19 protein-coding genes, 1 pseudogene and 2 riboswitches are annotated in these 20,317 nt (G+C 25.3%); of the genes and pseudogenes, 8 read left to right on the top strand and 12 right to left on the bottom strand.

All coding sequences use genetic code 11. The features are described 5' to 3' along the window. Nucleotides 1-150: 150 nt before the first annotated feature. From ACTG45_RS12620 to modA, 4 genes are read right to left on the bottom strand one after another with little or no spacing between them, the layout of a single operon-like run. Entirely contained in the window at nt 151-882 is a 732-nt protein-coding gene (locus ACTG45_RS12620) for a Rossmann-like domain-containing protein (RefSeq protein ID WP_021385098.1), read from the bottom strand. Then, nucleotides 869-1,564 carry an ATP-binding cassette domain-containing protein gene (locus tag ACTG45_RS12615; RefSeq protein WP_021385115.1) on the bottom strand — a complete coding sequence of 232 codons (696 nt, stop codon included), beginning with the start codon at nt 1,562-1,564 and terminating at the stop codon, nt 869-871. The genes ACTG45_RS12620 and ACTG45_RS12615 overlap by 14 nt, the downstream gene beginning before the upstream one ends. Nucleotide 1,565: 1 nt before the next feature. After that, entirely contained in the window at nt 1,566-2,357 is a 792-nt protein-coding gene (locus ACTG45_RS12610) for an ABC transporter permease (protein ID WP_044213648.1), read from the bottom strand. A gap of 9 nt (nt 2,358-2,366) precedes the next feature. Then, complete coding sequence (gene modA, locus ACTG45_RS12605; RefSeq protein ID WP_479919095.1) at nt 2,367-3,179, bottom strand: molybdate ABC transporter substrate-binding protein; 813 nt, start codon at nt 3,177-3,179, stop codon at nt 2,367-2,369. A 549-nt stretch (nt 3,180-3,728) separates the two neighbouring features. On the opposite strand from modA, the gene ACTG45_RS12600 reads away from it, so the two are divergent. Then, nucleotides 3,729-4,796: a GGDEF domain-containing protein gene (locus ACTG45_RS12600; protein ID WP_479919094.1), complete on the top strand. Its 1,068-nt coding sequence runs from the start codon at nt 3,729-3,731 to the stop codon at nt 4,794-4,796. 958 nt (nt 4,797-5,754) lie between these two features. Beyond that, nucleotides 5,755-5,850: riboswitch (cyclic di-GMP riboswitch) on the bottom strand. Nucleotides 5,851-6,209: 359 nt separating this feature from the next. Here ACTG45_RS12600 and ACTG45_RS12595 read toward each other — a convergent pair. Then, the gene (locus ACTG45_RS12595; protein ID WP_021385087.1) at nt 6,210-6,410 is read right to left on the bottom strand and encodes a cold-shock protein; all 201 of its coding nucleotides are present in this window, start codon (nt 6,408-6,410) and stop codon (nt 6,210-6,212) included. A gap of 1,768 nt (nt 6,411-8,178) precedes the next feature. Here ACTG45_RS12595 and ACTG45_RS12590 point away from each other — a divergent pair. The 3 genes from ACTG45_RS12590 to ACTG45_RS12580 all read left to right on the top strand — a co-directional run bounded on the left by ACTG45_RS12590 (nt 8,179) and on the right by ACTG45_RS12580 (nt 9,446). Then, nucleotides 8,179-8,859 carry a response regulator transcription factor gene (locus ACTG45_RS12590; RefSeq protein WP_479919093.1) on the top strand — a complete coding sequence of 227 codons (681 nt, stop codon included), beginning with the start codon at nt 8,179-8,181 and terminating at the stop codon, nt 8,857-8,859. 262 nt (nt 8,860-9,121) lie between these two features. After that, nucleotides 9,122-9,307, top strand: a complete 186-nt coding sequence (locus tag ACTG45_RS12585; protein ID WP_044213646.1) for a hypothetical protein — start codon at nt 9,122-9,124, stop codon at nt 9,305-9,307. Then, complete coding sequence (locus ACTG45_RS12580) at nt 9,297-9,446, top strand: hypothetical protein (protein ID WP_021385182.1); 150 nt, start codon at nt 9,297-9,299, stop codon at nt 9,444-9,446. The genes ACTG45_RS12585 and ACTG45_RS12580 overlap by 11 nt, the downstream gene beginning before the upstream one ends. A gap of 511 nt (nt 9,447-9,957) precedes the next feature. Here ACTG45_RS12580 and ACTG45_RS12575 read toward each other — a convergent pair. Next, on the bottom strand, nt 9,958-10,134 hold the full coding sequence (locus ACTG45_RS12575) for a hypothetical protein (RefSeq protein ID WP_021385172.1): 177 nt from the start codon (nt 10,132-10,134) through the stop codon (nt 9,958-9,960). Between the two features lie 53 nt (nt 10,135-10,187). Beyond that, a riboswitch (cyclic di-GMP riboswitch) is annotated at nt 10,188-10,284 on the bottom strand. A 147-nt stretch (nt 10,285-10,431) separates the two neighbouring features. Between ACTG45_RS12575 and ACTG45_RS12570 the strand changes: the two are divergent. Beyond that, nucleotides 10,432-10,706: pseudogene (locus ACTG45_RS12570) on the top strand (N-acetylmuramoyl-L-alanine amidase); the annotation flags it as partial. 105 nt (nt 10,707-10,811) lie between these two features. Then, nucleotides 10,812-11,099, top strand: coding sequence for a hypothetical protein (locus tag ACTG45_RS12565; RefSeq protein ID WP_021385224.1), 288 nt, complete (start codon nt 10,812-10,814; stop codon nt 11,097-11,099). Nucleotides 11,100-11,172: 73 nt separating this feature from the next. Here the strand turns inward: ACTG45_RS12565 and ACTG45_RS12560 are convergent, their stop codons facing one another. The 3 genes from ACTG45_RS12560 to ACTG45_RS12550 form a co-directional block, all read right to left on the bottom strand. Continuing rightward, a complete protein-coding gene (locus ACTG45_RS12560) occupies nt 11,173-11,490 on the bottom strand; it encodes a hypothetical protein (protein WP_479919092.1) in 318 nt (105 codons plus the stop codon). Between the two features lie 191 nt (nt 11,491-11,681). Beyond that, nucleotides 11,682-12,482, bottom strand: coding sequence for a CPBP family intramembrane glutamic endopeptidase (locus ACTG45_RS12555; RefSeq protein ID WP_021385248.1), 801 nt, complete (start codon nt 12,480-12,482; stop codon nt 11,682-11,684). Nucleotides 12,483-12,558: 76 nt separating this feature from the next. Next, complete coding sequence (locus ACTG45_RS12550; RefSeq protein ID WP_479919091.1) at nt 12,559-13,572, bottom strand: ArsR/SmtB family transcription factor; 1,014 nt, start codon at nt 13,570-13,572, stop codon at nt 12,559-12,561. A 783-nt stretch (nt 13,573-14,355) separates the two neighbouring features. Between ACTG45_RS12550 and ACTG45_RS12545 the strand changes: the two genes are divergently transcribed. Beyond that, nucleotides 14,356-15,048, top strand: coding sequence for a response regulator transcription factor (locus ACTG45_RS12545; protein WP_003423181.1), 693 nt, complete (start codon nt 14,356-14,358; stop codon nt 15,046-15,048). Between the two features lie 195 nt (nt 15,049-15,243). After that, the gene (locus ACTG45_RS12540) at nt 15,244-17,319 is read left to right on the top strand and encodes a HAMP domain-containing sensor histidine kinase (RefSeq protein WP_479919090.1); all 2,076 of its coding nucleotides are present in this window, start codon (nt 15,244-15,246) and stop codon (nt 17,317-17,319) included. A 202-nt stretch (nt 17,320-17,521) separates the two neighbouring features. Here the strand turns inward: ACTG45_RS12540 and ACTG45_RS12535 are convergent, their stop codons facing one another. The 3 genes from ACTG45_RS12535 to ACTG45_RS12525 all read right to left on the bottom strand — a co-directional run bounded on the left by ACTG45_RS12535 (nt 17,522) and on the right by ACTG45_RS12525 (nt 20,204). Beyond that, a complete protein-coding gene (locus tag ACTG45_RS12535) occupies nt 17,522-17,848 on the bottom strand; it encodes an AzlD domain-containing protein (RefSeq protein ID WP_021385118.1) in 327 nt (108 codons plus the stop codon). Continuing rightward, nucleotides 17,841-18,542, bottom strand: a complete 702-nt coding sequence (locus ACTG45_RS12530; protein ID WP_021385123.1) for an AzlC family ABC transporter permease — start codon at nt 18,540-18,542, stop codon at nt 17,841-17,843. Before ACTG45_RS12530 ends, ACTG45_RS12535 begins: the two co-directional genes overlap by 8 nt. A gap of 276 nt (nt 18,543-18,818) precedes the next feature. Beyond that, a complete protein-coding gene (locus ACTG45_RS12525) occupies nt 18,819-20,204 on the bottom strand; it encodes an aminotransferase-like domain-containing protein (RefSeq protein WP_479919089.1) in 1,386 nt (461 codons plus the stop codon). Nucleotides 20,205-20,317: the final 113 nt, after the last annotated feature.

The raw sequence follows: 20,317 nt of genomic DNA, 5'->3' as shown, positions 1-20,317 counted from the left end.
ATTAATGGAATAAAATTTTTTTACTAGTTTAAAATTTAAAAAAATATTTATATGTAAAACTAATAAAAAGAATGGGGAATTGATAGGAATCTAGGCATAAATATAAAAAGTGCACATTGATATTTGTGCACTCCTTATTAGTATAATTGATTATTTGCTACAAAAACAGAGTCTTTTAAGTCCTAAAATACTTGATGCACCAGCTATCGTAGTTCCATAATAGTAAACTGGTTTATTCAATGATATAAAGTTTATGATTGAGTTATTACATAATGTACTTCCTGTACAAATGATTATCTCAGCCCAAGATATTACATCTTCATAATCTCGTATGCCATCTTCAATCTTAATATTGTACTGAATAGTATCTATAAACTCAGGATTTAAATCTAATACTCTAGTTTCAAAACAATCTTTAATATTATCAATTATAGCTGGTTGATATCCTATAATTGCTACTTTTGGATTATCAAATTCATTTTTTATAAATTTAGGAAAGTTCTTTGCGCATACTTCTGGCTCATTATTTTTACAGTGAATGGTTCTATCTGTCATGCCTAAGTACTTCATAACCGCATTTAATGATGCTATAAAAAGGCTTCTATCATGAGAGCTACCATGTAAATCTAATGATAGTATTTCTTTCAAAGAACCTTCAAATGTAGATGGTGTAGAAGTAAATGCTTGTCCTTTAGCTCCTTTAAAATCGGCTTCAAGCATTATTTCTTTACCAACTATAATTGGAAAATCTTTACGTTTGGTATTTCCAATTGCTTCTTTAGCAGATAGAGATTTAGATACAATACTTATCATATCCATATCTAAATTATATTTGTCAACGTGTTCTAATAAGTAATCTTTCAAGGTATCAAATATATTCATAGAAAAAAGACTCTCCTTTCTGTTTTACTTGTTCATTTAACTCAAAAATATGGTTTATTTTTCCATTATTCATTATTCCTATCTTATGAGCAAAAAACATTGCTTCAGAAATATCATGAGTAACATGAATCACTGTTGGTCTGTACTTTAAGTAAACATCTTTTAGTATTTTACTTATATGTTTTTTTGTAATATAATCTAATGAGCTCATAGGCTCATCTAGAAGTAATATGTCTGGCTCACCTATCAATGCACGTGCAAATGCAACTCGTTGTTTTTCTCCTCCACTTAAATTTTTAGGATACCTGTTTTTTATATTTTCTATCTGCATTAACTTAGATAAGTGATTAACTTTAAATATTTGCTCATCTTTAGATATTTTTCTCAATTTAAGTGGGAATCTTATATTATCTTCAACACTCATATTTGGAAAGAGTTCAAAGTTTTGATATACAAATCCTATATTTCTGTTTTCTGGAGGCAAATTTGATATTAAATTTTCTTTGTATCTTACATCACCTTTAGCAGATGAGTATCTTCCTGCTAATGTTTCTAGAAATAGAGTTTTACCTGAACCACTGGAGCCTAATAAAACAAAGTACTCGTGGTTATTAATGTTTAAACTATTTTTTTTTAACTTAAAATTAGGCAAATCAAGTGATAAATTTTTAATTTCCAACATATTAGTTTTCATCAACCTCTCTATTAAAAAATATCTCAAAGAACATCAAGCATGTAAGTGATATAAATATTAAAATTACAGCTATACCTATTGCAATATCTATATCACCAGTAGACATATTTAAATATATTGAAGTAGGTATAATTTCAGTTTTCATACGTGTAGACCCTGCTATCATAGCTACTGCACCAAATTCACCAAGTGCTCTTGACCAAGTCATTACAGTTGCAGATATTATTCCAATTTTTAGATTTGGAAGAATTACAAACTTAAATGCCTCCCAACTATTACATCCAAGAGTACGTGCAACAAATATCATTTTTTCATTACCTTCACTTAATGAAGTGTGAAGTATTTTAATAGTAAGTGGCAGATTTACAAATACCTGAGCTAAAACTATTCCTTGTCTTGTGAACACAAAATCAAGTTTAAGAATTTTGTAAATGGAATCTCCAATACCCATTCTACCAAACAAAAGTAAAAGAGCAATTCCTGATACTAGGTGAGGAAGAGACATCGGAAGATTTATTATCTGTATAATTAGTTTTTTAAATGGTAATTTAGTAATATGTAAAAAGTAAGCTGTTGGAACAGCTAATAAAAGACATAATATGGTAGATGTTAAAGATGTCTTGATGCTGAGTACTACTGCATATTGTACTTCCACTGAATTTAAACATATAGGAACATAACTCAGACCTTTGATTATTAGCATAAAAAGTGGGGATACAATAAATAAAAAAACTATAGCAAAAAATCCAGTGAGTAGTATAGTAAAAATTTTATTTCTCAAATTCAAGCACTACTTAACTGGTTCAAAACCATATTTTTTAAATATTTGTTTAGCTTCATCTGATGCTACATAATTTATAAATTTATTAGCTAAATCTTTTTTATCACTATAGTTTACAGTTCCTGCTGATATAATTTGGTCTATGTTTTTGTCTGGAGCAATTTCTATAACTTCTACATCATTATTACCAAAAACAGAGTCTTTTGTGGCTATTGTAGCATCTGCTTTACCTGATGTTAACTGTACAATCATTTCATTTACAGTTGCAGCTGTAGAAACAACATTATCATTTATAGATTTTAAATTATTTTTTTCAAGTATTTTTTGAGTAGTCTTACCTATAGCATTAGATTCTTTATCTCCGAAAATAAGTTTTATGCCATCTTTATTTAGATCTTCTAGTTTTTCAATATTAGCGGGATTTCCTTTAGGTACAACCATTGCAGGTGTATGATGTGCCACTGTTTTATGTTCACTTACAAGTTCTTTTTCAAATGCTTTTGAGTAAATTGGCTCAGAGCCAACAATAAATGCATCACCTTTGTGACTTGTTTCAATTTGGGCTATTAGTTGTGCAGAGCCTGCATAACTATATTCAATCTTTATATTATTTTCTTTCTCAAATTTTTGAGCTATTTCATCCATTGGCTTTTTTAAGCCTGCCCCTGAATAGACAAAAAGCGTTTCTTTTTCTTTTGAATCATTAGTTGTTATAACTTTAGTATTAGTTTCATTATTAACTTTCTTTTCTTTAGAATTACATGCAGTAATACTTAACGAAATAATCATAGCTAAAGCTAATACCGAAAATTTTTTTAACATAATATATTCCCCCTTAGTAATTAATGTAAATTCTTTTTCAGTATATCATATTAAGAAAACGATGTCTAAGTTTTTGTTATGTTTTATTATATTTTATAATGTTTAGTTATGTTTTGTTGTGTTAAAAAGATTTATTTGAGGGGGTAGATATAATATAGTGTCTAGATTGTAAAGAGTTTACTGTATTAATTATTGTTTAAAATTTCTAGTGTTAACTTAGTTCATATGAATTTAATTAATAAAATATGAACTAAGAGCTATTATGTAAAATAATTATAATCTATTGAATAAATTCAAATAATAAATTTATTTTTTATAAAAATATTATATATTATGGAATTAGAGTTTTAATCTTCTATTTAATTGATATAAAGTTTATATTTATTTTTTATAAAAATATGTTAAATATTTACATATTATAATATAATAAGTCATTTTTCTAGTGTATAATATATTATATGAAATAGGCGTTATAAAGCGTAAATCATAGAAATTTTTAAGTATAGAAGTATATTTTAATTGATAATGTATATAGGAGGAGGACAAAATTTGAGTACCATTATTTATGCCTATTTGATACCATTTATAGGATTGATTTTTTTGATATTTCTTATTAAAATGAATCATTTATTTAATAAGGAGCAGAGTAAATTGTTTATAATATCAATAGTGATTAATTTAATACTTATTATAGTTACATCTACTGATTACATAATATCAAAACAGACAAATTCATCACTATGGATGGTTCGTAGGATTACATCTTTTTTAAATTTTGCAATAAGTCCATTTATTCCTATTTTACTTATAAAGATATTTAAACAAAAAAAGGATACAATTATATTTTATTTGCCATTTTTGATAAATTTTATTATTTGTTTTTTTAGTATGTTTATTAAAATTATATTTTTTATAGATATAAATAATTATTATGAAAGAGGGTGTCTATTTTTTATACCTTCTTTTACAGTATTATTATATATTTTAATATTTATAATCAATCCAGTTACTTCTCATGTGCAAGAAAAGAGAATGGAACGTATTATTGTTACATCTATTGCTGTTACAATAATTGTAGGATTACTTTTAGAAATTTTTTATTACTATCATTTTCTAAGTTATGGGTTTTCAGCATTAGGACTTATTATTTATTACATACTACAAAATATTAATTTCTTTTCAAAAGATTCACTGACAGGAGCATACAATCGCCAAATGTATAATTATATGCTAGATAAAATTAATAATTCTTTAAATTGTGTGATTGCTCTTTTAGATATTAACAATTTCAAGTATATCAATGATAATTATGGGCATGATGAGGGCGATAAAGTATTAATTTTATTTGTTGATATTATTAATAAGAATGTTAAAGATATTGCATCTCTTTATCGTACAGGTGGAGATGAATTCATGTTGATATCAACTAAAGTAAATGAAGAAGTACTCTTAAATGCTCTTAATAAATCTAAGATACAGTTAGAAAAATATGACCTTAGTTTTGCATGTGGAGTAAGTGAATATAATAAAGAAGATGACCTTGAGGAAATACTACATATGGTTGATAAAAAAATGTATATAAATAAAAATCAAATTAAAAATCAAGAAAAAGAATAATTCCAAGTAAGAAATTCTTTGAAATTCTAAGAATAATTAAGTGAAATATATTTTAAATAAAAGCATGTATTTTTTAGTATGATTTTTAGTTTTTATCTCATTAGTAGTGGAAGAAAAAATATATTTTATAAAAAAGTTTTAAGTATATTAACAAAAAGTATCAAAAAAATTATATAGAATAAAAATGTTAAAAAACACTATAAAGTATATGAAAAAATAAATTAAATTTTTTTAGATGCAGATAAAGCACCTCTTTTTCTTAGTTTATCACACAAATAGGATATAGGATAATAGTCCTTAATTTAATCTCCTCATAGAATCAGTATGAGTCTAGAATACTATGAGGAGGCAACTATATCAATTTAATTTGTAGTATTGTAAATAAATTGATATAAGAAAGTATTTTCATTTCTTTATATTTGATATTATCATAAAATACTTTCTTTATGAGTCATTACAAATTCCAACAGCTACATTGATAAAAGGCAAGGGGATTATATTTGAAAAATATCCCATTAAATTAGAAGAATTCATTTTTACATAACTTAAAAAATCGCCTTAAGTTAAATCAAGACGATTTTAATAAATAAGTGGGTACTTCAAGTTATTTTAGATTTGTTATATTTCATTAAAAAATAAAACTCTGAAATGATAAGAATATATCAATTAATTTTCATCAAACATTTCTTAAAAGTAGATAAAACTAAAAAGGGTTTTCTAGAAAATAAAATCTATCTAATTATGTTTACTAATAACATAACTTGATGTAAATAATTTTCTACTATTTTTATCCGCTCTGTAGTATAAAATTACCTAATTGTGTATGTATAAAATCGTAATAATCATATGCACTACCAATATAGGTAGATAATATATGAGTGTGTCTATCTATATTATTTGTAAATGTACTATCATATCCCCCTAAAAAAATTTCATAAAAACAAAAAGAAAATATCTTTTTGGCAACTGGCTAACATAACTTATAAAAATTTTATAAGCCTTAGTCCCTATAGTTTTGCGTCACTAAATTTCTCTAGTTTTGCCGATTTAGTTTTACTCTACAATTATATAATACAACAGAATGAAGCATTATTCAATAGACTTATTTGAAAATTGAAAAATTTATGGATATGAAAAAATTATTTTTTCGAGAAAGATTAATGACCAATTAATTTCAACTTAGTATTAATATTAAAAGATATCTAAGTGGATAGAAGAATGTTTATAGCTAAATTGAATTGATATTATAGTATGACAACATCACCAAACTATGGAAGATATTTTAACAAGTTTAATATTAGAATAGTTATTTTTATTTGGAATTGTTCATAAAGTTTTAGGATTATGTGCAAAAATATAAATAACTAAATAAAAAAAGACTCTAAAAAGAGTCTTTTCCGAAAAATCTATATATTATAATATAGTTATATTTTCTGCTTGAGGACCTCTAGCGCCTTTAACTATATCAAAGCTTACTTTTTGACCTTCTTCTAATGATTTAAATCCTGAAGTTTGTATAGCTGAGAAATGAGCAAATACGTCATCTCCATTTTCTACTGATATAAATCCAAATCCTTTTTCGTTGTTGAACCATTTCACTATTCCATTATTCATTAAAAATACTCCTATTAACCTATATCAAGATATACTTGATTTAATTGTGTACTAACACAAATACTATTGTATCATAAATTAATAAAGATGTCTACTTAATTATATAATTTCCAGTTAATATTTAAAAATTATTATATTAATAGTTAGACAATGGAACATTAATTTTCTAAAGTAGCCATTTTTGGGGAAAGGGAAACTTTTTTTGAAATATAATATAATTATAACGGAAAAGTAATGTTTTTATAAAGATTAAGATTAGAATCTAAAACATTCATAATAATATATTTACCAAAATAATACAATATATCTTATATTATAACTATATAAATCATAGAAATCAATACTTAAACAGAGTGATATAGGTGTTTTAAAAAAAACAATATATTTATAATACAAAACTATCTTAAGCTCCTTTTCCCCAAAATAGGAGACTTTGATTAGTATTTAATAATATTATTTAAGATAATATTTAAGTATTATTTAAAAATACTTAAGTTTTAAAGCCTAGTTTATAAAGGTATTGTAAAAATGAAGCACTATAATCTGTAATAATTAAAACTTGATACTTTGAAAATAGTTTTGAATAGAGTAGTGAAATGTATAACCTATTGATTGTATATGGTGCTGATATTTTAAATATAAATCAAATTTATTTTTCTAATAAAGGTTTTAATGTATATACATATGAAATTGCTAAGGTTGAAATTGTGATAGTAAAAATATAGTTTTGAATTGTATAATTCTAGATGTTACATTACTAGACTCAGATGAATATAAGATGTGTAATGCTATAAAAGAAAAGTTTAAAATACATATAATATTTTATCTAATTATGTATATAGAGAAGAAAGAGTTCAAGAATTCTTAGCTGGAGGAGATGAGTATATGACAAAACCATATAGCTTAAAAGAACTTAAGCTTAGAATATATTTCCATATGAGGTAATATAAAAAGATTACATTAGTTTCTAATGTATTAAAGCTTTCATTTTTAGTAATAAATGTGAGCTTAAGAAAAGTGCTTTTGATGGAAAATCATTTATTTGACCATTATGTAGTTTGAAATATTATTGTTTATAGTTGGAAACAAAGAACGAATGTTCTTAAAATTAGAAATATATAATCAAATCTAGGAAATGCTTGATATTAGAAGATAACATATGGCACAGGTTCATATTACATAGATTAAGAGTAAAATTAATTCTTTAAGAAAAGAGCATTAATATATTCAGACTGTATAGGGAAAAGGATATAAGTTTGTTCTATAAGTGAGAAACTATAATTAATAAATAGTTTTTATTTAGTAGAGGTGTGGTCGATGTAATGAAAATTAAATTTTATGTATAAGTATGATAATAAGTACCAATATAACTTTTTAGATCAAATAATGGACTTTTAACTATAGGTGGTTATACTTTTTCTAAAAATAAACTTATTCTTATACAATAAATCAAAAACCAAATGAAGACAAAATAAAATCTATAGTCTACAATAATTTACATTAAAATATAAAAATATTGATTTTAGTTAAAAAGTATGTCTAGTAATTTATTTTACTATGTATACTAAAATAAATTACTAGACATACAAGGACATTGTGTTAATTTTGAAGTGTTCAAATTTAAAAATATATATACAAATAATAAAGAAAATAGACTTATAATTGTTAAAGTTTCTTATAACAGTAAAGACAAACTATTAGAAAATAGACTAAAGATATTTGTCTGATTCTTTATAGAAAGAAATAATTATATTTAGGAGTGATTATAATGCAAGCTAATATATTGATAATAGATGGAGATAAGGATAATTGCCAGGAATTGAAAAATTTTTTAGAAGGAAAAGGGATAAATGTTGATCTAGCATATAACTGTGAAGAAGCTATTACAAAATTATTTAGTAATAAATTTGATTTAATATTTTTAGAGATAATTTTAACTGATGGTGATGGCTGGACTTTTTGTAAAAAAATCAGAAATATAACGACTTGCCCAATTATTCATATGACTTGTATAAATAAAGTACAAAGTATTTTAAATGCTTTGGATTCTGGTGGAGATGATTATTTAACAAAGCCTTTAAATTTAGAAATATTATATGCAAAAGTAAAAGCACTTTTAAGAAGAGAGAATTTATATGTAAATAATAATAAACATAATACTGAGTTGGAGAATTATAATAGAAATAGTGGAGTTATAAAATTAGAAAATAAAATAATAAAATTAACTCCAATAGAGAATAAGTTATTAAACTTCTTTATGGAAAATCCTGAAAAGACATTAACTACTAAAGAGATATATGAACATGTATGGATGAATGAATATTTAGAGGATAACTATAGTGTGGTAGTTGCAGTAAATGGATTAAGAAAGAAAATAGAAAAAAATTATAAAAACCCTCAAAAGATTATAACAATAAGAAAAGCAGGATATTATTTTAATAAGGTATAAAGTTTTATAAACGCTACAATTGATGAAATTGAACAGTTGTTTAAATCTCAAGTTAAAAATTTTAGTGTATCAAAATTTAAGCATTGATTATTATAAGGTAACAACTGGAGAATGTTGTTACCTTCTTTTTGATAAATAAATATATTTAGATATCATCATATTGAAGTTATAATGTTACTAGAAGGGGAGCTAAATATAAACATTGTAAAATTACAAAATTTTTTATAGATAGCTTTAATTTTAACTAGGGGGAAAGTAAATTATGAACTTTAAGAAAGTAATATTTTTATTATTATCAACAGTAATATTAGGGAGGAGTTTTTCTATTAATATCTTTGCAAATAATTTTTTAGAAACGGATATATCAAATAGAAAAAATGTTTTGTTAGATTCAAATGTCAATAATCTTGATATATATTGGCGGTTACAATGGATACTTGGAATTTAATAATGATAATAGATTAAATGTAAAAAGTATTACTGGTAAGACTTCAAATTCTCCCACCTATGTAGAAAGATTAAAAAAAGGCAAGTCTAATGGAGGAGCAAGAATTTGTGATATAGTCATAAATGGAACTCAATTATAACATTTTAATTATAAATATATAAATTAAAATGTTATAGATAAAAATCAAATAAAACATTTAATATAATACTATTTGTAAAGAATTATATTTTTTCAATCAAACACAATATATTGAATAGTAATAAGACGAATGAAATTTATTCTGAAAAATAAAACTATATTATGTAATAAAAAATGGAAGTGTATTTGTAGTACACTTCTATCATTATAATTAAGCATTCTCATTTGGAGTGATTTTTTATTTTCCAAACAATATTATTTTTTCATCAATAATTATTAAATCAATCTCATTCTCTCTTAATGTTTATTTTGTAATATCAACAAGATTGTCTAAATCGAAATTTCTTGTAACTTACAGTTACTTTATAACTATAATTCTTTTAATATATAAGTTTTAAAATCATTAATATTATGTTTCTTTTTAATAAATATATTTTAATAAAATCTTTAGCAAGAATTAATTTTTAAAAGTAGAAAAAACTAAAAAGGATATTCTAGAAAATAATGTCTATCTAATTATATTTACTTACCAATACCATCACTTGATGCAAACATGATTCTACCACATTTTCTCCGTACTCTAGGATAAAATCATCTAGCTGTGTATCTATAAAATCACAATAATCATATGAACTAGCAATATAAGCAGTTAACATATGTGTACATCTATCCATTTTATCTCTAAACATATATATTATTATCCCCCTAAAAAACTTTCATAAAAACAAAAAGAAAATATCTTTTTGGCAACTGGCTGACATAACTTATAACTTATTTTATAAGTCTTAGTCCCTATAGCTTTGCGTCACTAAATTTCTCTAGTTTTGCCGATTTAGTTTTATTCTACAATTACAATAATACAATAGAATTAATTATTATTCAATAGACTTGTTTGAAAATTGAATAAATTTATATATATGAACGTTATTTTACTTTTGAAAAATAGACTAAATATGTAGAATGTATGGTAAAACTTCCCTAAAGAGAATGGTGAGGGAAAAATAATGTATAAATATACAATCGTTTATGATGGAGAGGTTGGCAAAATCTCTGCAACTGTATTTGGTTGGGGTATAATGATGGAAAAATATTAATATGTGATATAAAAGATTATGTACCAGGTCAGACAGAAAATTTATATGTTATAGGTGGAGGAGCATGCAATAAGATAAGTTCTATAACTAAAGAGAGATACACCATGATAAAAGGTAATGATAGATTTGATACACTTTACAAAGCACTAGATTTTATTAATAGATAGATTAGATACTATATAAAATAATTATGAAAATATGGGAAAATATGTTTAATATCGTTTTGATTAAGGTATAAATTTAAATAAATAGAATGATAAGGGGTGGATAAGATGTTAATAAATGATAAGAGTTTTTATCCAAATAATATTTATCCAACAATAGACTTTCCCAAGATAAAAAGACAATTAAAATCAATATACAAAAATGATTTATCAGATTGTGGAAGTATATGTATAATAGAAAGAAAAGAATATTCTGTAAGTATAAATAGTATAGGTGAGATAAATATATATTATGATTTAGAATATGAAGATAAGATACAGAGTATAGTTGACGAGATTGAGCAGTTATTCAAGTCTCAAGTTAAAAATTTTAGTATATCAAAACTTAAGAATTGATGATTAGAAGGTAACAACTGAAGATAGTTGTTACCTTCTTTATTGATTATATCAGCGTTTTATTATAAATAGTTTATATAGTTATATATTTCTTTCTAACTAAACAATGGGATACTATTGTTATAATGGATACTAATATTAATGATGTTATTGCAGTATCTAATCTTTTTATTAATAAACCCATTATTATGTATTCCAAGCCTATTAAATATTGATAAAACATCTCTAGTTTAATAGTTTTTTCTCTATCTATTTTTCCATATTTTAATTCTAATTTGTCAAAATATTTTTTCCTAAAATAGTTGAATTTATGTTTAGCTAAACCTTTTATTACATTCCCTATTATGAATATTATCCCCAAAAGTAAAAATAGTCCATTCCAAAAATTCATATTACATATCTCCTTTACAATATATTCTATTAATTAAAAACGATTTAAATAGGTCTTTTTAACAACATAAATTATATGGTATAATAAAAAAAGTAAAGATGCACTTCCAATACATCTTTACTAAGTCAACCTATATTAAAGAGAGCATTTTCCGTTATGGAGAATGCTTTTTTCATTTTTTCGAACAATATTTATTTCTGTGATGCAACGATTTCACTCCCTGCGTTACGATATTTTAATACACAGATAAGGGCAATAATCACCACTACAATAAGTGAAATAATCCCAATTTCGCCAACAAGATAGGGACGCATTTCACCGCCTATGGATTGGTCTAAAAGCAATTGTGCGACAAAGTTATGTACGAAATGAAGCCAAACAGCAGGCCATGTGCTCTTTGATTTCATACTTAAATAAAATCTCGAATAGGATACTGAGATACACATTAGTGCTAGAACTGGAAGTTGATACCAAAGTGGGATATCAGACATATATCCAACCACAAACAACGGGAAATGCCACAAAAACCAAATCACACCAGAAACAAAAGCACCTTTGTTAAACCCAAAGAGTTCATTAAGCTTTGGTACTAAGTAGCCACCCCAGCCTATTTCTTCACCCATTGCAGTGACAAAATAGATTGCCAGATATGTTAGCAACATACTTGGCGCTTTTATAAGAGTCAGAGCCATATTACCTACGATTACGCCCTTACCATAAATCAGCAAGTAGATACTATATGAGATTCCCCAATATGCTAATGGAATTAATATACCACCCAAAATATATTTCGCATGGCATCTTCTAAAGTTTACTCCATTATCGCCACGGTGGTATATCATACTTACAATAATGGCAGCAACACCAGGACACCACATAAGAAAGTAATTAAGTTGCAACATTCCGTGGACAATAATCAGGTAGTAGAAAATTGAGCTTAAAGCAAAACAAATAATAAGAAATAACAAAATTGATTTTTTTACTTTTTTCATGAAAAGACCTCCTCTAATTGTATGTAAGAGGATTATAACACTAAATTTGAAGTAGGTCAAATTAATTTGATATATATCAAATTAATAGGTTTTCAAGTCCTTTTATTGTTTTTTCAATTTCGTCACTATTTAGATGATAATAAACTCGTCCAGATTTCTTATCGATATTGACTAAATTTACTTGTAGCAGAACCGCCATATGATGTGAAATTGTCCCAGCAGATAATCCAAGCTTATTAGCTAATTCTAGGCTATACATTGGTTTATTTTTTAAAGAAATTAATATTTGAAACTTACTTTTATCTGAAAGTGCTTTTAGTTTAATTAATATGTTATCATCAATTTCTTTAGAGAAATCATTGTCACTAAATATATCTAAATTTAACAACCCAAAATAACGTTTTGTCTTTAAAACAATTTGAGACAAAGGATTTATGAAAGTTGGATAAATCGGAAGTCCTTCCCCTTGTTTTGATATCATATTTTCTTCTCTTGTGCTCTCAAGTAAAATGGAACATTTTGAAATTAGCGTTTCAATATCAATTTCGAGATATAATTTTTTACATACAGATAAATTTGAATTTATTAGTATAAAAAGTTTATTAATCAGCTCTTTAGGTGACTGATAGAATGAAAAGAATTTCCATTTTTCACTTTCATTAAAATCCGATACAGATAGAAATTCATAGAACTCTAAAGATGAAAGTTGTTTATTTATACTACTTTTTTCTGCGATAGCACAAATTAATTCAATAAAAATTTTCCTAAAATATTCATCAGATTTTTCTTCACTATCAAATAGCTCGAAATATTCTGCCACTAGAGCAACCATGAATGTATAGAAATTCTTTTCTTCATTAATGGCATTCTTAAAATAGAAATTGTAATCTCCATTTGTGGTCTTCATTTTGTCAAAAGAGGTAATTAGTTTCTCCCAATCAATCAAATGAGCATCGTATACTTTCTCGCCAGCAAAGCCCAACCCATTTAACTCTTCTATTAATTCTATTTTTGTTGTCGAAAAATTATTACAATAAGAAAGCAGTCCTAGTGTTTCAAGGTAGTAATTAAATTCACGATTAAAATTCATTTATTTATTCCTCCTTAGTTTGATGTTTGTGATAATTATATCATATATATCAAAAACTGTATAATTAAGATATAGGATAGATATTTGATGTACAATCATCTTCATATGAAAAGGGATGAGTGTATGAAGATAAATTAATTGAACTCGAATAACATTTTAAGAGTTTGAAAGAAAAAATTACAAATAGAGACATAATAAATAAAATGAAGGTATGAAATTATAACTTTTTCTACCTTCATTTTGTTTATTATTCTGAACATGTTAAAAAAATGAAATAAATTTGTATTCTATTTATATAAATTTTAATAGGATATGTATAGTACATAATATATAGGATGCACAAAAATAGAATTTAAATAAGTAGCTATTATTGCAGTGAAATAAATACTTCTAAGTCTATTTGGGTGGAAGAATGGTGGAAGAAAATTAGTAAAATATGATTCTTCCACCATTCTTCCACCATAAAAATAAAAACTGCTCAATAAGAATTAATATACATTAATTCAGCTGAATCCAATCAAAATACTTAAATGAAAGTAATCTGAAAACAACATAATTCAAATCAATTAATTCAAATAAACCTCAATTTATCTTAAATCTTAAGAAATATTTAAGATTTAGGATAATATTTTCTTAAGATTTATGTTCTATTATATAATTATAAGGGAAAGTTACAAAAATGTAAGCTAATGTAATATAACAATTTAGTCATTGTTGAGAAAGGGAGTGAAAGATATTGTATAATAGAGATAAGTATTATTATACAATAGAGGAAGTGAAAATATGTACAATATATTAGTAGTAGATGATGATAAAGAAATTGTTGATTCAATAGAAATATATCTTAAATCGGAAGGATTTAAAATATATAAAGCATATGATGGAATGAAAGCTTTGGAAATAATAACAGAGAATGACATTCATCTAATATTAATGGATATAATGATGCCTAAATTAGATGGAATCAAAGCAACTGTAAAAATACGAGAAGAAAGAAACATACCAATAATTTTAATTTCAGCAAAAAGTGAAGATACAGATAAAATAATGGGATTAAATATTGGAGCTGACGATTATATAACAAAGCCATTTAACTTATTAGAGCTTATAGCTAGAGTTAAATCAAACTTAAGACGATATGTAACTTTAGGCAATTACGAGGATACATGTAAAGAAATTTTAAAAAGTGGAGCTTTAGAATTAAATACACTAACAAAAGAAGTGAAAATTGATGGTGAAAATATAAAAATGACTCCGATTGAGTACAAAATCATTGAACTTCTTTTAGAAAATAAAGGACGAGTTTTTTCAATAGATGAGATATACGAAAAAGTATGGAATGAAGAAAGCTTTAATTCAGAAAATACAGTCGCAGTACATATTAGGCGAATAAGAGAAAAGATTGAAATAAATCCAAAAGAACCAAGATTTTTAAAGGTGGTGTGGGGAGTTGGTTATAAGATTGAAAAATTTTAGTGGAAAACTTATAAAAGAAAAAAGTTTAATATTTAATTGCATTTTGATTTTGGTCATTTTTACATTTACACAAATGTTAGGAATTCTTATATGTTTTAACTTTTTCTCCAATAGTTTAGTTTATTCTATGGGAATTATGCTTGTATTAAATTTTATATTATATAAAATACTGACAATGTAGATGAGGTGGACAAGTTGGAAAAATATAGAGCATTAAAGTTAGTCTCATTAATCATAATATCTATCTCATTTCCATTAACTATATTGTTGGTAACAATAGGACTTGCTGAACCTAAATACAATATACAAAAAACTTCTACAAAGAATGGAATTTTTAATATATCTGATGATTTTTATGACAGTAATATGTTTGATGGTGAGACAATCTCTAATTTATTATATAATTTTAAGCTATCTATAAGCAGTGGGTTAAGTAGGGAAGAAAAAATTAAATTAAATTATGAACGCTATCAAACAAGAGGTAATAGTACAGATTCAAATAGTATTGTTTCTGATTATAATAAAAGTGTAAAAAATATAAAAGATTCTACTGAATATTTAAGTTCTCTGAAAAATATAAAAATATACATTGTTAATACAAAGACAGGAGAATTTTATACAAATACAGAATATGGTTATTTAGAGGATTTTAAAAAAAATATTAAAGGCTATTGTGATATAGAGATAGTAAATGATGGAGAAAGAAGCTCATATACTAAAAAAATAAATGGAGAAAAATTTGAGCTAAATAATGTTAGTATGGAAATCAATGGAGGATATATGCCTTTTGAGGCATATGCATCTTTTCCCGAAGAACCAACTATAGATGATGGAATAGTATATACTAACTTTCAAATCTTTAAACAAGCTACAGAAAAAGTAAGATTATTTTTTGTAGCTAGTTTAAGTTTAGCAATTATATGTTTATTATCTATAATTTTATATAGTAGAATAAAATGCGAAGCTTTAAAAAGAAATAACATATTTTTATTAATATACAGTAAGATACCTATGGAATTTAATGTAATACTAGTATCTATTTCAATAGTACTTTTGATTATGTATGTTTTTAATGTATCTTATGATATTTATATCATGATGTTAGCTTTTATATCCTTATTGGTAGTATCAAACAATATATTTTTTATACATGTTCAATTGAGTTATTTGGAAAATAAAATATGCATATTTAAGTCGAGTATTATAGTAAGAGTGATTTTATGGTTAATAAAGACTGTAAAGGAGGTCATTAACGCTATAAGGAAAGTATCTTTAGCACGAAAAGTTATTATGATAGTGATAGCATCTTTAATTTTAATCATGGCGATTAGTACTCAAAGTACAAGTTTGGGATTAGTGGTTTCTATATGGATTTTTTTAGGATTTGCAATATATATAACTAAAAGACTTTCCTACCTTAGTTATGTAATAGAAGGTACCGAAAAGATAAAACAGGGCAAATTAGATTATAAGATACAAATTACAGGAAATGATAATTTTACGTCTTTAGCTGAAAATATAAATAATATTGGAGAAGGTCTTGATAAAGCAATAGAAGAGCAAGTAAAAAGTGAAAGAATGAAGTCTGACCTTATAACAAATGTATCTCATGATTTGAAAACTCCACTTACTTCTATAATAAATTATGTAGACTTGATTAAAAAAGAGGAATCTATACAACCAGACTATATAAATGACTATATAAATGTGCTTGAATCAAAGTCAAAAAGATTAAAACTATTAATAGAAGATTTATTTGAAGCTAGTAAAGTAAGTAGTGGTAATATAGAATTACAAATTAGTAAGATTGATTTAGTGCAACTATTAAGACAAAGTATAGGTGAGCTTGAAGAAAAATTATCTAAAAGTAATTTAGATATAAAACTAAATGTTCCAAATGACAAGGTATATATATGGGCAGATGGAAGAAGAATGTATAGAGTATTTGAAAATCTTTTATCTAATATAGCTAAATATTCTTTAGAAGGAACTAGAGTCTATATTGATGTATACGATTGTGATGAAAAGGTAAAAGTAACTATGAAAAATATATCTTCTTATGAATTAAATTTTGACCCAAGTGAGATTATGGAAAGATTTAAAAGGGCAGATGAATCAAGAAATACTGAAGGTAGTGGACTAGGACTTGCCATTGCAAGAGATTTAGTAAATTTACAAGGCGGAAAATTCTATATAGAAATAGATGGAGATTTGTTTAAAGCAAATTTAGAGTTTCAAAAATATGAAGAAGAACTAACAAGTTTGGATTGAGATAATATTTGAATATAAACATGTTTTTTATAAAGAGTATAAAAATTTTATTATAAGACATTAAAATATTGATAATAAAGGTTGAAATGTAAAAAACAGAATAGTTTTAAACTATTCTGTTTTTTACTTAAAATCGAGATAACAATAACTTAAAAATTGTAAGCATAATCTATAAAATAATTTTAAAATAGTTACTTAAAGATTATAGGATAATTCCAAATAAATATATAGATATAACACCTGTAACAATAGAAATTCCAATAGATTTAAACTTGTAAGCAACAAGAAGTACAACCAAAAAAGATATAATTTTAGGGTTTGATATAGATAAATATAAATTATCTCCATTAAAGAATACATCTTTAGCAGTCAAAGAAGTAAGTATTGCTACAGGTATAAATTTCATGATTTTTTTCAAAAACTCAGGCATTTCTTTTTTTGAGAAAATTAACATAGGAAGAACTCTTGGAAGATATGTAACAATATACATTCCAATTATAATACAAAGTATGTAATAATTATTATTCATAAGATTCCTCCTTTTTAGAGTGAGATTCTTCTATGAAGAAACCAATTAAAGATGCTAAAATTGAAGCAACTATTACTACTAAATTATTTTTAAATAATGTGTATAAGATAACCGAAATAATAATTGATGATATAAATACCACAATATAAATTTTATTTTTTATTTGAGAAACTATTAATGCTATAAACATAGAAGTCAATATGAAACCAGAAATAGAACTATCTATAGATATACTTTCTCCTAAAAATGCTCCAATAAAATTAGCTAAAACTGATGAAACTAAACAGAAGAAATTGAGATAAATTGCATTTTTATCAGACCAATTTCCAGTAGTAAATTTTTCATAATTCACTGCAAAAGTCTCATCTGTTATAGTATGACAAAATGGCAATATAAATTTTGGGCTTTTATTTTTTATGTACATATTCAAATTAGAACTCATTAGAAAATGTCTTAAATTAACAATAAATGTAGTCAAAACAATAGATGTTACACTTGCACCAGTAGAAATCATTGAAGCTGCAATAAATTGAGAGCTACCTCCAAATACTAGCGTTACCATTAGTGCTATCTGAAAAGGTGAAAGCCCAGATTTCTGTAATAGTATTCCTCCTACTATGCCTATAGGTATATAACCTAAAAATATTGGGATTGAAGCAACAAAACTTTCTCTTAATTGCTGAGATTTTTCCATGATAAATCACTCCTTTTGTTTTAATGTATTAAATATTAGTAAAACAGTAAAATAGATTGGTTGTATAATTGCAATCATACCTTAAAAATAAATTTGGATTAATATGTGGCTTACTATATAAAATTGAGTTAGTTATAAAATACTATCAAATTCTATACACTAGTTATTACAATGTAATAATCTATATTAATCTCTATAATTTAATTATTATCTGGTGTAATTTTATTGTAACAACAAAAAAAAATACACACAATTAAAATATTGTGTGCAATACAATTATCTTTTCTTCTCCAATAATCTTTTTAATACAGTAAGACCTGCTTTAAGTTCTTCTGTACTTTCTGTAGCGCATACAGCTATTCTTATTGCAGAAATAGGTTTTTCCTTTCCAACAGCAAAACGCTCAGATGCATAAACTTGTACACCTTCTTTAAGGGCTTGTATTTCAAGTTTTTCTGCCATTATATTATCAGGTAGAATCAACCATCTAAATATACACTCTTCACTTCCCAAAATATTATACTCAGATAAATACTGATTAATAATCTTGTTTCTTCTCCTTGCAGATTTGCGACGAGCATTGATTAGTTTATCAGCTTCTCCTGAACTAATCATACGATAAGCAATTTCTGTTAAAAAATAAGACTGAGATAAATTAATATTATATAATGCGCTTGATAATGCCTCTCTATACTGTTTAGGTGTAGAGATATATGCAAGGCGTAGACTAGGTGCAATAATTTTTGATAAACTCGTAATATAGATTGTTTGATTTGGTATGTAAGAAGCTACTGGATTTAAATGTGCTTCATTAAGCAAACTATGAATAGCATCTTCAATCACAATTAGATTGTATTTAGATGCAATATTTGCAATCATTTTTCGTCCACTTTGTGACATTATATGTGTAGTTGGATTTTGATAATCTGGTATTATGTATAAACCTTTGATATTCTCATTTTTGCAAGCATATAACAAGCCTTCTTCACTAATCTCTCTATTTTTTTGTTTAATTGGCACTAGTTGTATTCCAAGCATTTTAGCTGCTGTCTTTATTCCAGGATAAGTTAATGGGTCTACACCTATTTTATCTCCATGTTGAAATAGACCTGCTAAAATACCTACAATTGCATTTTGCCCACCACTTGCAGGAAGTAAGCTATCTGCTGTAGTTTCAAGACCAGCTCTATACATTAATTTGACAATAGCTTCTTTTTGCCACTTGGCACCATCTCTTTGGCCATATTGAAATATAGTTTTAAAATCTATTTCCTTAACTATATGTTTAAATAAAGTATTCATTTCTTCTAGTGTGAAATCTGGATTCATTGTGCCCATTTCAATAAATGTAATTTTATTATTGCTCGACATTAAGAATAAATTTGAACGAGTATCATAAGATACAAAGGTTCCACTTCCTGTAACTCCACTTGCTAATCCTTTTTTTTCACAAATTTTAAAAGCTCTAGAGATAGTACTGACATTAACATCTAAGAAATCTGCTAATTCACGCTGTGGTGGTAATTTAGTACCTGGCAACAAAATTCCACTGTTGATGTCTTGTTCTAATTGCTCTGCAATAGCTTTATATAATATTTGTCCTTTTGAAGGTCGTTTTGGTTTCCAATTCATAGGATAATTTTCAAAAGAATTAATTGGCATAAATTTTCACCTCTTATTATTAATTTAATTACTAACTTTATCTAAAACAATGAAGTTATGTTTTTAATTTTAGTTACTATTTGATAATTAAAAGTCACAGATTAATTATCAAA

Source organism: Clostridioides sp. LIBA-7602 (assembly GCF_056688945.1).
Note: the sequence above shows the minus strand (reverse complement) of the source record. Positions and strands in the feature narration are given on the sequence as shown.

What these genes read in the sequence shown, in the direction of transcription:
- ACTG45_RS12620 (WP_021385098.1), bottom strand. Translation starts at nt 882, where the DNA reads ATGAATATATTTGATACCTTGAAAGATTACTTATTAGAACACGTTGAC.
- ACTG45_RS12615 (WP_021385115.1), bottom strand. Translation starts at nt 1,564, where the DNA reads ATGTTGGAAATTAAAAATTTATCACTTGATTTGCCTAATTTTAAGTTA.
- modA (WP_479919095.1), bottom strand. Translation starts at nt 3,179, where the DNA reads ATGTTAAAAAAATTTTCGGTATTAGCTTTAGCTATGATTATTTCGTTA.
- ACTG45_RS12595 (WP_021385087.1), bottom strand. Translation starts at nt 6,410, where the DNA reads ATGAATAATGGAATAGTGAAATGGTTCAACAACGAAAAAGGATTTGGA.
- ACTG45_RS12590 (WP_479919093.1), top strand. Translation starts at nt 8,179, where the DNA reads ATGCAAGCTAATATATTGATAATAGATGGAGATAAGGATAATTGCCAG.
- ACTG45_RS12585 (WP_044213646.1), top strand. Translation starts at nt 9,122, where the DNA reads ATGAACTTTAAGAAAGTAATATTTTTATTATTATCAACAGTAATATTA.
- ACTG45_RS12575 (WP_021385172.1), bottom strand. Translation starts at nt 10,134, where the DNA reads ATGTTTAGAGATAAAATGGATAGATGTACACATATGTTAACTGCTTAT.
- ACTG45_RS12565 (WP_021385224.1), top strand. Translation starts at nt 10,812, where the DNA reads ATGTTAATAAATGATAAGAGTTTTTATCCAAATAATATTTATCCAACA.
- ACTG45_RS12560 (WP_479919092.1), bottom strand. Translation starts at nt 11,490, where the DNA reads ATGAATTTTTGGAATGGACTATTTTTACTTTTGGGGATAATATTCATA.
- ACTG45_RS12555 (WP_021385248.1), bottom strand. Translation starts at nt 12,482, where the DNA reads ATGAAAAAAGTAAAAAAATCAATTTTGTTATTTCTTATTATTTGTTTT.
- ACTG45_RS12550 (WP_479919091.1), bottom strand. Translation starts at nt 13,572, where the DNA reads ATGAATTTTAATCGTGAATTTAATTACTACCTTGAAACACTAGGACTG.
- ACTG45_RS12545 (WP_003423181.1), top strand. Translation starts at nt 14,356, where the DNA reads ATGTACAATATATTAGTAGTAGATGATGATAAAGAAATTGTTGATTCA.
- ACTG45_RS12535 (WP_021385118.1), bottom strand. Translation starts at nt 17,848, where the DNA reads ATGAATAATAATTATTACATACTTTGTATTATAATTGGAATGTATATT.
- ACTG45_RS12530 (WP_021385123.1), bottom strand. Translation starts at nt 18,542, where the DNA reads ATGGAAAAATCTCAGCAATTAAGAGAAAGTTTTGTTGCTTCAATCCCA.
- ACTG45_RS12525 (WP_479919089.1), bottom strand. Translation starts at nt 20,204, where the DNA reads ATGCCAATTAATTCTTTTGAAAATTATCCTATGAATTGGAAACCAAAA.